11 protein-coding genes are annotated in these 13973 nt (G+C 73.0%); 7 read left to right on the plus strand and 4 right to left on the minus strand.

Annotated features, from left to right (window positions below):
- Positions 1-48: 48 nt before the first annotated feature.
- The 3 genes from AOQ37_RS11555 to AOQ37_RS11565 form a co-directional block, all read right to left on the minus strand.
- The gene (locus tag AOQ37_RS11555; RefSeq protein ID WP_062643942.1) at positions 49-447 is read right to left on the minus strand and encodes a RidA family protein; all 399 of its coding nucleotides are present in this window, start codon (positions 445-447) and stop codon (positions 49-51) included.
- Between the two features lie 56 nt (positions 448-503).
- On the minus strand, positions 504-2096 hold the full coding sequence (locus AOQ37_RS11560; protein ID WP_062643944.1) for an alpha/beta hydrolase: 1593 nt from the start codon (positions 2094-2096) through the stop codon (positions 504-506).
- Positions 2097-2243: 147 nt separating this feature from the next.
- Positions 2244-3299 (minus strand): Rv2578c family radical SAM protein, encoded by a 1056-nt coding sequence (locus AOQ37_RS11565; protein WP_062643946.1) that lies wholly within the window; start codon positions 3297-3299, stop codon positions 2244-2246.
- A 202-nt stretch (positions 3300-3501) separates the two neighbouring features.
- On the opposite strand from AOQ37_RS11565, the gene AOQ37_RS11570 reads away from it, so the two are divergent.
- From AOQ37_RS11570 to AOQ37_RS11590, 5 genes are all read left to right on the plus strand, one after another.
- Positions 3502-3945: an SRPBCC family protein gene (locus AOQ37_RS11570; RefSeq protein WP_062643948.1), complete on the plus strand. Its 444-nt coding sequence runs from the start codon at positions 3502-3504 to the stop codon at positions 3943-3945.
- Positions 3946-4097: 152 nt separating this feature from the next.
- Positions 4098-6494: an MFS transporter gene (locus tag AOQ37_RS11575; protein ID WP_062643949.1), complete on the plus strand. Its 2397-nt coding sequence runs from the start codon at positions 4098-4100 to the stop codon at positions 6492-6494.
- A 154-nt stretch (positions 6495-6648) separates the two neighbouring features.
- Positions 6649-9219 (plus strand): SpoIIE family protein phosphatase, encoded by a 2571-nt coding sequence (locus AOQ37_RS11580; RefSeq protein ID WP_078890130.1) that lies wholly within the window; start codon positions 6649-6651, stop codon positions 9217-9219.
- A gap of 150 nt (positions 9220-9369) precedes the next feature.
- A complete protein-coding gene (locus AOQ37_RS11585) occupies positions 9370-10095 on the plus strand; it encodes a class I SAM-dependent methyltransferase (protein ID WP_062643951.1) in 726 nt (241 codons plus the stop codon).
- Between the two features lie 103 nt (positions 10096-10198).
- Entirely contained in the window at positions 10199-10552 is a 354-nt protein-coding gene (locus AOQ37_RS11590; protein WP_062643953.1) for a DoxX family protein, read from the plus strand.
- A gap of 84 nt (positions 10553-10636) precedes the next feature.
- Here AOQ37_RS11590 and AOQ37_RS11595 read toward each other — a convergent pair whose 3' ends face one another.
- Positions 10637-11581 carry a sigma-70 family RNA polymerase sigma factor gene (locus tag AOQ37_RS11595; protein ID WP_062643954.1) on the minus strand — a complete coding sequence of 315 codons (945 nt, stop codon included), beginning with the start codon at positions 11579-11581 and terminating at the stop codon, positions 10637-10639.
- A 253-nt stretch (positions 11582-11834) separates the two neighbouring features.
- Between AOQ37_RS11595 and AOQ37_RS11600 the strand changes: the two genes are divergently transcribed.
- Entirely contained in the window at positions 11835-12668 is an 834-nt protein-coding gene (locus tag AOQ37_RS11600; RefSeq protein ID WP_062643956.1) for a M55 family metallopeptidase, read from the plus strand.
- Positions 12661-13965: a M20/M25/M40 family metallo-hydrolase gene (locus AOQ37_RS11605; RefSeq protein ID WP_062643958.1), complete on the plus strand. Its 1305-nt coding sequence runs from the start codon at positions 12661-12663 to the stop codon at positions 13963-13965. Before AOQ37_RS11600 ends, AOQ37_RS11605 begins: the two co-directional genes overlap by 8 nt.
- Positions 13966-13973: the final 8 nt, after the last annotated feature.

Consider the following 13973-nt stretch of genomic DNA (forward strand, 5'->3'; position numbering starts at 1 on the left):
CGCCGGCGGGGGCCGGCCGGGGGCTATCGGGGTGACCCGTCGGCGGCTTCAGTCGGCCAGCACCGCGTAGGCCTCGATCTCCATCAGGAAGTCCGGGTGGACCAGGGCGGCGACCTGCACGGCCGAGGCGGCCGGGAGGCGGTCGTCGGGTATGTGGGCGGCACGGGCCGTGCGGATCGCGGGCATGTGGGCCATGTCCGTCACGAAATAGGTGAGTTTGACGACGTCGTCGAAGGTCGCGCCGGCCGCGGCGAGGCAGCGGCGCAGGTTCTCGAAGACCTGGCGGGCCTGGGCCTGCGGGTCGCCCTCGCCGACCAGCCTGCGCTGCTCGTCGAGCGGAAGCTGACCGGAGACGGCCACGAAACGGCCGGTGCCCATGACGACGTGGGAGTACTGGGCCGCGGCGGCGACCCCGTCGGGGGCGGTGATCCTGGTCGGTTCGCTCATGCGTCCATGGTGGACCACGGGTCTGACAACGCCCCCGGGGGGCCTGCGGTCACCGCTCAGCCACGGAACCCCAGCAGCCCGTGCAGCGTCGAGCCGTGGCCGGTGGGTGCCGCCGCCTTCGGCGCCGACGGCTTCGGGTCGGGCTGCGCCGCGCACACCGCGTCGACCCCGCCGGACCCGCGCGGCACCGTGCCGTCGGTCAGGTAGGCCGCCAGGTGCTTGTCCAGGCAGGTGTTCCCGCTCAGCGTGACACCGTGGTTCTGGCCGCCCTCCTCGACGACGAGGCTCGAGCCGCGCAGCAGCGCGTGGACCGTCGCACCGCCCTCGTACGGCGTGGCAGCGTCCTCCGTCGCCTGGAACAGCAGGGCCGGCGGGAGCTTGCCGTTGGTGAGGTCCACCGGACCCACGGACCCCGTCGGCCAGAACGCGCACGGTGCGTTGTACCAGGCGTTGTTCCAGGTCATGAAGGGCGCCTTCACGTACGTCGCCCAGTTGTCCGCGCGCCACTCGTCCCAGTCGCGCGGCCAGAAGGCGTCGCGGCACTGCACCGACGAGTAGATGCTGTAGCCGTTGTCCCCCGCGGAGTCGACGGCGGCGAAGTTCTCGTACGCCTCGACCAGCGGGCCGGTGTCCTTGCGGTTCACGTACGCCGCGAACGCCTCGGCGAGGCGGGGCCAGTAGCCGTTGTAGTAGCCGCCGGGCAGGAACGTGTCCTCCAGCTCCGAGGCGCCCACCTTGCCGCCGGCCGGCTTCTCGGCGAGCGCCGCCCGCATCGCGTACCACGCGGTCTCCACCCGCTCCGGATCGGTCCCCAGTGCGTACGTCTTGTCGTACTTGGCGATCCAGGCCATCAGGGCGCGGTGCCGGTCGTTGAAGGCCAGGTCCTGGGTGAGGTTGTCCTCGTACCAGACGCCCGTGGGATCGACGATCGAGTCCAGGACCAGCCGCCGCACCCGCTGCGGGTAGAGCTTGGCGTACACCGCGCCGAGGTAGGTGCCGTAGGAGTAGCCGAAGTAGTTCAGCCGCGGCGCGCCGACCGCGGCCCGGATCGCGTCCATGTCCCGTACGGCGCTGACCGTGTCGATGTACGGCAGCACGCGCGCGTACTTCTTGGCGCAGGCCGCCGCGAAGGACCGGGCGCGGGCGATGTTCGCGTCCTCGATCGCCTCGGTGCTCGGCACCGAGTCCGGGCGGACGGCGGCGAAGTGGCCGGGCGCGCAGTCCAGCGCGGGCGTGCTCCTGCCGACCCCGCGCGGGTCGAAGCCGATGACGTCGTACTGGGCCGACACCGCCTTCGGCAGCGCCGAGGCGACGAACCCGGCGAGGCTCAGCCCCCCGCCGCCGGGACCGCCCGGGTTGACCAGCAGCGGTCCCTGGTACGTCTTCGCGGTGTGCGGGACGCGGGACAGCGCCAGCGTGATCTGCTCGCCGCCCGGCCGCTCGTGGTCGAGCGGCACCTTCAGGGACGCGCACTGGAGCTTCGGCTGCGCGGTGGTGCCGCAGCCCTTCCAGGCGAGCGCCGCGCGGGCGGACTCCCCGGCCGGCGAGGGGGTCGCGGCGGGCGAGGGGGTCGCGGCGGCGGGCGCGGCCGTGACCGTCCCGGCCAGGACGACGGCGACAGCGCACAGCACGGCTGCGCGGTGGTTCATGGAGTGCTCCCGAGGCGACGGAGGGGCCGAGGACGGCCGGACCGCACACGTCACGGCCCTTGCCGCATCGTCCCGGGAAGGGCGTCCCGAGGAACCTGTTCCGCTGTCGATTGACCCGTTCGGGTCGCCGGATGCGCTCGAACGCGCTCAGATCAGCGAGAGCTGGGTCGGGCCCGACCCGGCCGGCTCCGCCACCGCCTCCGTCCCCGGCCCGGGCCGCGGGATCCGGCGGGGCATCCCCGCGCGCGTGGGGCCGATCCCGTACTCCTCGGCCAACTCGTGGACCTGACGGGTGATCCGCCGCTGGTACCACTTGGGGGCGTAGGCGCCGTCCGCGTACAGCCGCTCGTACCGGCGCACCAGACCGGGGTGGTGCTGTCCGAGCCACGCCATGAACCACTCGCGGGCGCCGGGGCGCAGATGCAACGCGAGCGGGGTGACGGAGGTGGCTCCGGAGGCGGCGACGGCTCGCACGGTGGCGCGCAGCTGGGCCGGCTCGTCGCCGAGGAAGGGGATCACCGGGGCCATCAGCACCCCGCAGCCGATCCCGTGGTCGGTGAGGGTCCGTACGACGTCCAGACGCCGCTCGGGGGCCGGCGTGCCCGGTTCCACGGTGCGCCACAGCTCGGTGTCGATGAAGCCGACGGAGACCGAGACGCCGACGTCGGTCACCTCGGCGGCCTCCCGCAACAGGTCGAGGTCGCGCAGGATCAGGGTGCCCTTGGTCAGGATCGAGAAGGGGTTCGCCCGGTCGCGCAGGGCGGACAGGATGCCCGGCATCAGCCGGTAGCGGCCCTCTGCGCGCTGGTAGCAGTCGACGTTCGTGCCCATCGCGACGTGCTCGCCGTGCCAGCGGGGCGAGGCCAACTGGCGGCGCAGCAGGTCCGGCGCGTTCACCTTGACGACGATCTGGGTGTCGAAGCCGGTCCCGGTGTCGAGGTCGAGATAGCTGTGCGTCTTGCGGGCGAAGCAGTACACGCACGCGTGTGTGCAGCCCCGGTAGGGGTTCACCGTCCACTCGAACGGCATCCGGGAGGCGCCCGGCACCCGGTTGAGGATCGAGCGGGCCCGGATCTCGTGGAAGGTGATGCCGGCGAACTCGGGCGTGTCGAACGTCCTGGTCGTGACCGCGTCCGCGGCGAACAGCGCGGCGTCGGCCGGCCGGTCGTGACGGGTCTCCACGGTGAGGTTGTCCCAGCGCATGACGCCTCCTCGGTAGCACTGCCCCCACAATAGAACATGTGTTCCCATGATCGTGCGGAAGACCTTTCGGAGGCCCTTTTCGACCGCCCCGCGATCGCTTCCGGGACCCCGATTTGGGCGGCCGTGGACCGGGGTGGTTGGCTTGCCCCGAACCTGAGGAACCCCGAACAACCCTGAGCAACACGGACCTGGAGGAACCCCCATGGCGCAGGTCGAGGCCACCACCGAGCGGGTCGTCGCCGCGGACCCGGAGAAGGTGTTCGACACCATCGCCGACTACAGCGGCGCGCGCGGGAAGCTGCTGCCCGAGCACTTCAGCGAGTACGAGGTGCGCGAGGGCGGCGACGGCGAGGGCACCGTCGTCCACTGGAAGCTCCAGGCCACCAGCAAGCGCGTGCGGGACTGCCTCCTGGAGGTCACCGAGCCGACCGACGGCGAGCTCGTCGAGAAGGACCGCAACTCCTCGATGGTCACCGTCTGGCGGGTCACCCCGGCGGGCGAGGGCAGGTCCCGCGTCGTCGTCACCACCACCTGGAACGGAGCCGGCGGCATCGGCGGCTTCTTCGAGAGGACCTTCGCGCCCAAGGGCCTCAACCGGATCTACGAGCTGATCCTGGCCAATCTCGCCACCGAGGTCGAGAAGTAGAGCAACGCCCGTGCGCTCCGCGCGCGTTGACTCACTTCACCGGTTCGAGTGGTTCTCTCTTGTGACCGGGATGGCGCCGTAACTCGTCGCGCTTGCTCGTAGTTGTCGCTTTACGCGGGAATTGCGGGGCAGGCGCGACGAGGGAGCGGTACATGGGCGGGACCACGCCGGCACAGGACGAGCCGGTCACGGCACCTGCCCCGGAGGACCGGCCGCCCGCGCCGGCCGGACCGGCGCGACCGGAGCGCCGCCGGGTGCGACTGGTCTTCTTCTCGCTGATGCTCGCCCTGCTCCTCGCGGCCCTGGAGCAGATGATCGTCGCCACCGCCCTGCCGAGGATCGTCGGTGAACTGCACGGCCTGGACCGGATGTCCTGGGCGATCACCGCCTATCTGCTCACCGCCACGGTCGGACTGCCGATCTACGGCAAACTCGGTGACCTCCTCGGCCGCAAGGGCGTCTTCCAGTTCGCGATCGTCGTCTTCGTCATCGGCTCCGCGCTCGCCGGGCGGGCCCGCACCATGGATCAGCTGATCGCCTTCCGCGCGGTCCAGGGCGTCGGCGCGGGCGGCCTCATGATCGGGGTGCAGGCGATCATCGCGGACATCGTCCCGCCCCGGCAGCGCGGCCGGTTCATGGGCCTCATCGGCGCCGCCTTCGGCCTCGCCTCGGTCGCCGGACCCCTGCTCGGCGGCTACTTCACGGACCATCTGTCCTGGCGCTGGTGCTTCTACATCAACGTCCCCTTCGGCCTGCTCACCCTCGCCGTCGTCACCGTCGTGCTGAAGCTGCCGAAGCCGACGGCCAGGCCCCGGTTCGACGTCCTCGGCGCCCTGTTGCTCGCCGCCGCCTCCATTTGCCTCGTCCTGCTGACCAGTTGGGGCGGCACCCGGCACGCCTGGGACTCCGGCGTCATCCTCGGCCTCGGCGCGGGAGCGGCCGCCGCCGCCGCCCTGTTCCTCGCCGTGGAGCGCGCCGCCGCCGAACCCCTCATCCCGCTACGGCTGTTCAGGGACTCCGTCTTCAACGTCAGCGCCCTGGTCGGCCTGGTGATCGGCGTCGCGCTGTTCGGCGCCGCGAGCTATCTGCCGACCTTCCTCCAGATGGTCGACGGGGCCACCGCCACCGAGTCCGGGCTGCTGATGCTGCCCATGATGGGCGGCATCGTCGGCGCCTCGGTCCTCTCCGGGCAGCTCATCACGCACACCGGCCGCTACAAGGCCTATCCCGTGCTCGGCAGCGGCCTCGCCGCCCTCGGCATGTGGCTGCTGTCCCGGCTCGAGGCCGACACGCCCCGGCTCCAGTACAGCCTCTGGATGGCCGTCCTCGGCGCCGGCATCGGGCTGGTGATGCCGGTCCTGGTCCTCGCCGTGCAGAACTCGGTGCGCCCGGCCGACCTCGGCACCGCCACCAGCGCCAACAACTACTTCCGGCAGATCGGCGGCAGCGTCGGCGCAGCGGTCTTCGGCACGCTCTTCGCCGACCGGCTCACCGACGCCCTGCGCACCCGCCTGCCCGCCGGCACGGGCGCCGGCCTGCCGGACCCCGAGTCCCTCACGCCGCAGCTCGTCCACGCCCTGCCCCCGCAGCTGCGCGATCCCTATATCCGCGCCTACGCCGACGCCATGCCGAGGATCTTCCTGTATCTCGTGCCGGTGCTGGTCCTCGGCCTGCTCGTCGCCTTCTTCCTCGAGGAGAAACCGCTGGTCTCCCAGACCGCCGCCACAGCGGAACCCGTGCTGGGGGACCCGGCGGCCACACAGCCCTTCACACCGCACGCGCCGCCCACCGCGGGCACCCCCGTCCGCGGCACGGTGCGGCACCCGGACGGCGGTGCGGTGCCCCGCGCGGCGCTCACGCTCATCGACGTGGGCGGACAGCAGATCGGCCGGGACGCGAGCGGTGACGACGGACGGTTCGCGCTGACCGCGCCCGGCTCCGGGACCTACGTCCTGATCGCCGCGGCCGGCGGCCACCAGCCGCGGGCCGTCCCCGTCACCGTCGCGGAGCGCCCCGTCGAACTGGACGTGGTCCTCGGCGGCGCCGGACGTCTCGCCGGGAACGTGCTGAGCGCCGACGGCTCCCCGGTCCGGGACGCCACCGTCACCCTGACCGACATCCACGGCGAGGTGGTCGCCGGTACCCGCAGCGGCCGCGACGGCGGTTACCTCATCCCCGAACTCGTCGCCGGGGAGTACACCCTCGCCGCCGGCGCGCCCGCCTTCCGCCCGGCCGCCGTTCCGGTCGGCGTCCAGGCCGCCCGGGAGACCCGCCAGGACATCGAACTCGCCGGCGGCGCCCTGCTGCGCGGCACGGTCCGGGCCACCGGCGGGCGGCCCGTCGAGGACGCGCGCGTGACCCTCCTGGACGCGGCGGGCAACGTCGTGGACACCCTCACCACGGGGCCCGACGGCACCTTCCGCTTCGTCGACCGGTCCAGCGGCGAGTACACCGTCATCGCCGCCGGTTACCCGCCGGTCGCCACCGTGCTCCAAGTGGCCGGCGGCGGGCGCACGGAACGCGACCTCCAGCTCGGTCACGAGGACTGACACCGCCCGGAGCGGACGCCCGGACGTGCGGCGTACCCCGGCGCGCCCGGCTGAAACCAATTCCAGGATTGCCGCACATGCCGACCGACGTGCGCCGTACGGTGGTGACGGCGGGACAGATCTTGCACAGCTCTGGGGAGAGAGGGCCTGGGCCATGGACCGTGGCATCGAGAGGGACGTACCTCCCCGCCGCGGAGCAGGCGGCGGCGCGGCCGGGACGGTGCGCGACGCGCCGGGGGCGTCCCCTCACCCGGAGGGCGGGGAAGAGGCCGACGACGCCGGGCGCGTCCCGCTGGCCGTGGTCGTGGTGGACCGCGAGGGGCTCGTCTCGCACTGGAGCACCGGCGCGCGCCGGCTCTTCGGCGTCGTCAAGGAGGAGGCGCTCGGCCGGCCCGCGATCGACCTGCTCCCCGTCTCCGGCGCGCTCCCCGAACCCGACGACGATCTTCCGGACGGCGGCTACGGCGGCTACGGCGGCTACGGCGGCTATGGGGACCACGCGGCCTACGACGGGCTCGGGCCCGGCCTCGACTCCTCCCTCGACCGGGGTCTGGGCTACCCGGCCGCCGGGCGGGCCCGGCTGACCGTGCCGGGGCAGGACCGCGACCGCGGCCGGGTCGACGTGCTGTGGTGGGCGTACCCGCTGGTCGGGCCGGGCGCGGAACGGCTGCTGGTGCTGGCGGCGGACGCGGCGGGACTGCACCGGGACGACCCGGCGGACCCGCTGGCCGTCGAACGCATCGCGCCCGCCTTCGCCCTGCACACCGACTTCCCCGGCGCCGCGGAACTCGCCCGACGGCTGCCCGAGATCCTGCCCAGCATGAGCGTCGGCGAAAGCGCCCGCATCGTCGCCCAGATCCTCGAACTCGGCTACCCGGTCCTGGAGTTCAGTCAGAACGACCGGGTGCCCGTGACCCCCGACTGGGGGGTCGCCCGGCGCGTGGAGCGCAGAGCGCGCCGTGAGCGGGCGGCCCGCGCCGCCGCCGACGGGGCTCCCTTACCGCAGGACCCGGCCGACGAGGGCGAGGACCTCGAGTACGTCGCCGTCCGCGAGCGGCTGGAGTTCCTCAACGAGGTCAGCGCGAAGATCGGCACATCCCTCGACCTCTCCCGCACCATCGTCGAGGTCAGCAAGGCCGTCGTCCCGCGCTTCACCGACGTCGCCGGCACCTATCTGCGGGAACAGGTCGTCGCCGGGGAGGGATTCCCCGACGGCGTGCCGGACACGACGACCATGTGGCACCGGGTCGCCCTCGAACACACCGACGAACCCGGCCGCTGGGACGACGTCGTACCCGTCGGCGAGGCCATGCCGTTCCCCGCGCACACCCCGTTCTTCCAGTGCATGACGACCGGACAGCCCGTCCTCGTGCCCCGGATCAGCGAGCAACTGGGCCACGCCATCGCCTCGCAGTTCGACAAACGGGACATCCGGCCCCTGATCACCGGCCGTTCCATGCTGGTCGTCCCGCTGAAGGCCCGTGACGTCGTCCTCGGCTTCATGATCCTGCTGCGCCACCCCGAGCGCGCCCTCTTCAACGACATGGACCGGGCCACCGGTGCCGAACTCGCCGCCCGTGCGGGCCTGGTGCTCGACAACGCGCGCATGTACACCTACCAGGAGAGCGTCGCCGAGACCCTCCAGGACAGCATGCTGCCGCACATCCCGCCACGCATGGCGGGCTGTGACATCGCCACCCGCTATCTGCCCGGCACGCTGCTCGGACGGGTCGGCGGCGACTGGTTCGACTCGGTGAAGCTGCCCGGCGCGCGCACCGCCCTCGTCGTCGGCGACGTGATGGGACACGGACTCAACTCGGCCGCCATGATGGGCCAGTTGCGCACGGCGGTGCAGACCATGGCCGCCCTCGACCTGCCGCCCTCCCAACTCCTGCGCAATCTCGACGACCTGGCGCAACGGCTGGGCGACACCTACCTCGCGACCTGTCTGTACGCCGTCTACGATCCGATCGAGGGCGAGCTGCACCTCGCCAACGCCGGTCACATCCCGCCCGTGCTGGTGCGTGCCGTCGACGGCCGCAGCGAGCTCCTGGACCTGCCCACCGGAGCGCCCGTCGGGGTCGGCGGGGTGCCCTTCGAGGCGGTACGCGTGCGGGTGGAGCCCGGGGACCGGCTGGTGATGTGCACCGACGGGCTGGTCGAGGTGCGCGGCGAGGACATCGGCGTGGGGCTCGCGACCCTCTGCGAGTCCGCCGCCCACCCGGCCGCCTCCATGGACGACGCCTGCGACACCATCATCCGCGCCCTCAACACCCGCGGCGGCCGCAAGGACGACGTCGCCCTGCTGATGGCACGTCTCAACGGCATCGAGCCGGACGACGTCGCCGAATGGCGCTTCCCGCTCGACCCGGCGGAGGTCGGCCGGGCCCGCACGGTGGTCCGCGAACACCTGCACGACTGGGGCCTGGCCGGGCTCGCCGACGCCGCCGAGCTGATGGTGAGCGAGCTCGTCACCAACGCCCTGCTGCACTCCCGCCGGAGCCCCGTGGCCCTGCGTCTCGTCCGCGGCGACACGCTGCTGTGCGAGGTCGAGGACGACGACCACGAACTGCCGACCCTGCTGAGCGCGGGACCCGGCGACGAGGCCGGGCGAGGACTGCGCGTGGTGAGCGCGCTGGCCCGCGAGTGGGGCACCAGCCGTACGGCCGCGGGAAAGACCGTGTGGTTCGAACTGACGCTGCCAGGCCGGGCCGCGGGGCGCTGAGCGGGCCGGCCGGGGTGCGCCGGACGGCGGACGGACCTCGAACGCGGCGTGAAGGAACGGCCTCCGCGCTTGTCGCGCCGACCAGGGAGCGATAGACCGTACTCGCCCGTCACTCACGACGGATCGGCCTTGCGTCCTGGGGAGTTGTGCATGAGCGTGACGAGTCGGTACCGGGAGGCGTGGGAGGGATTCTGGCGCGAGGCTCCGGAGGAACCGGGCGAGGTGTTCTGGGACGCGGATCCCAAGGTGACCGCCGCCCTCCACCTGGCCCTCTTCGAACCCCATCTCGCCGACCCGGGGCTGGCGTTGGTGGACGTCGGCTGCGGCAACGGCACCCAGACCCGGTACTTCGCCGACCGCTTCCCGCACGTCGTCGGCGCCGACCTGTCCGCCGCGGCCCTCGACCACGCCCGCCGTGCCGACCGCGCAGGACAGGCGACGTACCGGCTGCTGGACGCGGCCGAGAAGGGCGCGGCCGGGACGCTGCACGCCGAACTCGGCGACGCCAACGTCTACATGAGGGGCGTCCTGCACCAGTGCGCACCCGACGACCGGCAGCCGCTGGTCGACGGGCTCGCCACGCTGCTGGGCGAACGCGGCCGGCTCTTCCTCGTCGAACTGTCGGAGGCCGCCCGTCCCGTCCTCGGCGGACTGGCCCAGAGCCCGGACGGTCCGCCGCCGAAACTCGCGCCGGTCTTCCGGCACGGCCTCACCCCCGGCGAAGTGGCCGACGACGCGGTGCCCGCCTATCTGGGCAGCGCCGGACTCACCGTGCTGGCCTCCGGCGAACTTCCGCTCGTCACCACCGAGTTCACGGCCGACGGCACCCGGATCGAACTGCCCTCGAAGTGGCACGTGGCCGCCCGCGTCGGGTGACCGCTGTCACATCGAAAGGGGCTCCCGGGGCGGTCACACTTGCGCGCGGCGGCGTGTCAGGGGGGTGAAGGAACGCCGACCAACCCCTCGAGGAGCCGCTGAGATGATCATCGAGCAGAGCACCGCGTACGTCGTCGTCACCGTCGTCGGAGCCGTCATGGCGGGCTTCTCGGCCGCCTCGATCCTGCTCGGCGCCGAGTGGACGGTGAAGCCGCTGGCCGACTACGGAGTGCCGCGTTCGTGGTGGCCGTGGCTCGGCGCCGCCAAGGCCGCGGGCGCGGCCGGTCTGCTCGTCGGACTGTTCGTGCCCGTGATCGGTGTGCTCGCCGCGATCGGACTGGTCCTGTACTTCCTCGGCGCCGCCGGCACCGTGCTGCGCGCCCGCTGGTTCGCCCATCTGCCGTTCCCGCTGGTCTACGCGGCCCCGGCGGTGGCCTCGCTGGTGCTGGCCTTCTGAGCGGGGGCAGCGGGGCAGCGGGTGAGGGACGGGCGGGGGCCGACCAGGAGACCGGGCCGGCCCCCGCCCGTTCGTCAGCCGCCGTCAGTCGTCGGCGGCCACGGCTCCCGCGGCCCCCGCGCCGACGGTGTCGAGCACCGCCACCTCGATGGCGTCCAGCCGCTCGCGGTCCGCCACCACGTCGATCCCGGTGATCCCGCCCTCGCTGATCGTGAACAGCAGGACCAGCCGCAGCCTGCCGTGCGGCGCCATCGCGAGGCCGACCCGGCCGTCGAGCAGGGCGAGGCCGGTGAACCGGGCCCGGCCGGTCGCCGCCATCGCGCCCTCCGCCACGGGCCGGGCACCGGTGACCGTGACGGGCTCCGGCGTCGGCACGACGAAGCGGTCGGCGGTCAGGACCACGTCCGGGTGCAGCAGGGCGAGCAGCGCCTCGAAGTCGCCGCCCCTCGTCGCGGCCAGGAACGCGTCGGCGACCCGGCGTTGCCTGGCCCGGTCGGCCACGGTGCCGGGAGCGGCGGGGGCATCCGGCGCGCCGCCCCGGACGCGGCGTCGGGCCCGGCTGGCCAGTTGCCGTGTCGTGGCCGGGGTCCGCTCGATCATCGGGGCGATGGCGTCGAAGGGCACGGCGAACAGGTCGTGCAGCACGAACGCCAGCCGCTCGGCCGGGGTGAGCGTGTCCAGCACCACCAGCAGCGCCACCCCGACCGAGTCGGCGAGCACCGCCTCTTCCTCGGGGTCGCCGCCCGCCGCCGCGGCGACCGCGGGCTCGGCCACCCGGGCGTCGAGCGAAACCTCGGGGCGTGTTCCGCGGGCGCGGAGCATGTTCAGGCACACCCGGCCCAGGACCGTGGTCAGCCACCCGCTGAGGTTCTCCACGTCACCGACGTCCGCCCGGGCCGCCCTGAGCCATGTCTCCTGCACGGCGTCCTCCGCCTCGCCGAGCGAGCCGAGCATGCGATAGGCGACGGCCCGCAGACGAGGCCGGTCGGCCTCGAAGCGTTCCGGTGGCAGGGCGGTGTGCGTGGTCATGGCCGGGTCCCCGTTCGTGGCACTGCGGTGAAGGCGTGGGTCCCCACATCACCACACGGGCGCGGTCGGCCGCATCGGCGTCCCTCGCCCGAAGGGGTCTTCACGGGCGGGCCGTTGCGCGACAGCCCGGACAGCCCGGACACCCGGACTGCCAGGGCGATCGGTGCGGTCGCGGCGGTCGGGGGAGTCGCTCCCCGGAAAACCCGAGCGTGTCCCGCTAGGCTCGGATCTCCGTAGAGGACGGGGGCCGGACGTGAAGATCCTCATCAGCGCCGACATGGAGGGCGCCACCGGTGTCACCTGGCCGGCCGACGTCCTGCCGGGGACGCCGGAGTGGCAGCGCTGCCGGTCGATGTTCACCTCGGACGTCAACGCCGCCGTGCTCGGCTTCTTCGACGGCGGGGCGGACGAGGTCCTGGTCAACGAGGCCCACTGGACCATGCGCAACCTGCTGCTCGAACAGCTCGACGAGCGGGTGGAGATGCTCACCGGCCGGCACAAGTCCCTCTCCATGGTGGAGGGCGTCCAGCACGGGGACGTGGACGGCATCGCGTTCGTCGGATACCACGCGGGCGCCGGCATGGAGGGCGTCCTCGCCCACACCTACCTGGCCAACTCCCTCACCGGCGTCTGGCTGAACGGCGAACGGGCCAGCGAGGGCCTGCTCAACGCGCGGGTGGTCGCCGAGTACGGCGTACCGGTCGTCCTCGTCACCGGTGACGACGTGGCCTGTGAGGACGCGCTCGGGTACGCGCCGGAGGCGTTGAAGGTCGCGGTCAAGGACCACGTGTCGCGGTACGCGGCCGTGTGCCGTACCCCGGCCCGCACGGCCGCCGACATCCGCGCGGCGGCGAAGGAGGCAGTGCAGCTGGCGGTCCGTCAGGAGCCGGTCGACGAGGGTCCGTTCACGGTGGCGGTGGAGTTCGACGCCGAGCACCTCGCGATGGCGGCCACCGTCGTGCCCGGCGTCGCCCGGACCGGTGAGCGCAGGATCGCGTACACCAGCGGCACCATGTACGAGGGCATCCGTACCTTCAAGGCGGTCACGACGATCGTGTCGGCCGCGATCGAGGAGCAGTATGGCTGACGCGCGGGCGCGGGACGAGGTCGTCCGGTTCACCTCCGATCTCATCCGTATCGACACCACCAACCGGGGCGGTGGCGACTGCCGGGAACGGCCCGCCGCCGAGTACACCGCCGCACTCCTCGCCGAGGCGGGCATCGAGCCGGTACTCCTCGAACGCACCCCGGGGCGTACCAACGTCGTCGGCCGGATCGAGGGCACCGACCCGGCCGCGGACGCGCTGCTCGTCCACGGTCACCTGGACGTGGTCCCGGCGGAAGCCGCCGACTGGAGCGTCCACCCCTTCTCCGGCGAGGTGCGGGACGGGGTCGTGTGGGGGCGCGGCGCCGTCGACATGAAGAACATGGACGCGATGATCCTGGCGGTGCTGCGGGCCTGGGCCCGGCAGGGCGTCCGGCCCCGGCGCGACCTCGTCGTCGCCTTCACCGCCGACGAGGAGGCCAGCGCCGAGGACGGCTCCGGGTTCCTCGCCGACCGGCATCCGGGGCTGTTCGAGGGCTGCACCGAGGCCATCGGCGAATCGGGGGCGTTCACCTTCCACGACGGCGCCGGGCGGGAGATCTACCCCATCGCGGCGGGCGAGCGCGGCACCGGCTGGGTCAGGCTCACCGCGCGCGGGCGCGCCGGACACGGCTCCAAGGTCAACCGGGAGAACGCGGTGACCCGCCTGGCCGCCGCCGTCACGCGCATCGGCGAGCACCGGTGGCCCCTGCGGCTGACCCCGACGGTCCGTGCCGCCCTCACCGAACTGGCCGCGCTGTACGGCGTCGACGCCGACCTCCACGACGTGGACGCGCTGCTGGCGAAGCTCGGCCCGGCGGCCGCCCTGGTGGAGGCGACCGTCCGCAACAGCGCCAACCCGACCATGCTGGGAGCCGGTTACAAGGTAAACGTGATCCCCGGGGAGGCGGTGGCGCACGTGGACGGCCGCTACCTCCCGGGCGGCGAGGACGAGTTCGTCGCCACCCTCGACCGGCTCACCGGCCCCGACGTCGAGTGGGAGTTCGAGCACCGCGAAGTGGCGCTCCAGGCACCGGTGGACGCCCCGATCTACGACCGGATGCGTGCCGCCGTCGAGGAGTTCGCGCCCGAGGGGTACGTGGTGCCGTACTGCATGTCCGGCGGTACGGACGCCAAGCAGTTCTCGCGGCTCGGCATCACCGGATACGGCTTCGCCCCGCTGAAGCTCCCGGAAGGTTTCGACCACCAGGCGCTCTTCCACGGCGTCGACGAGCGGGTGCCGGTCGAGGCGCTGCACTTCGGCGTCCGGGTGCTCGACCGGTTCCTGCGGACCGCCTAGGAGAACGG

Origin of the sequence: Streptomyces maremycinicus (genome assembly GCF_001184025.1) — a bacterium.
GTDB classification, from domain to species: Bacteria; Actinomycetota; Actinomycetes; order Streptomycetales; family Streptomycetaceae; genus Streptomyces; species Streptomyces maremycinicus.

Bases quoted from the DNA above. Each gene is read 5' to 3' on its own strand.
- AOQ37_RS11555 (WP_062643942.1), bottom strand. From the start codon at position 447: ATGAGCGAACCGACCAGGATCACCGCCCCCGACGGGGTCGCCGCCGCG.
- AOQ37_RS11560 (WP_062643944.1), bottom strand. From the start codon at position 2,096: ATGAACCACCGCGCAGCCGTGCTGTGCGCTGTCGCCGTCGTCCTGGCC.
- AOQ37_RS11565 (WP_062643946.1), bottom strand. From the start codon at position 3,299: ATGCGCTGGGACAACCTCACCGTGGAGACCCGTCACGACCGGCCGGCC.
- AOQ37_RS11570 (WP_062643948.1), top strand. From the start codon at position 3,502: ATGGCGCAGGTCGAGGCCACCACCGAGCGGGTCGTCGCCGCGGACCCG.
- AOQ37_RS11575 (WP_062643949.1), top strand. From the start codon at position 4,098: ATGGGCGGGACCACGCCGGCACAGGACGAGCCGGTCACGGCACCTGCC.
- AOQ37_RS11580 (WP_078890130.1), top strand. From the start codon at position 6,649: ATGGACCGTGGCATCGAGAGGGACGTACCTCCCCGCCGCGGAGCAGGC.
- AOQ37_RS11585 (WP_062643951.1), top strand. From the start codon at position 9,370: ATGAGCGTGACGAGTCGGTACCGGGAGGCGTGGGAGGGATTCTGGCGC.
- AOQ37_RS11590 (WP_062643953.1), top strand. From the start codon at position 10,199: ATGATCATCGAGCAGAGCACCGCGTACGTCGTCGTCACCGTCGTCGGA.
- AOQ37_RS11595 (WP_062643954.1), bottom strand. From the start codon at position 11,581: ATGACCACGCACACCGCCCTGCCACCGGAACGCTTCGAGGCCGACCGG.
- AOQ37_RS11605 (WP_062643958.1), top strand. From the start codon at position 12,661: ATGGCTGACGCGCGGGCGCGGGACGAGGTCGTCCGGTTCACCTCCGAT.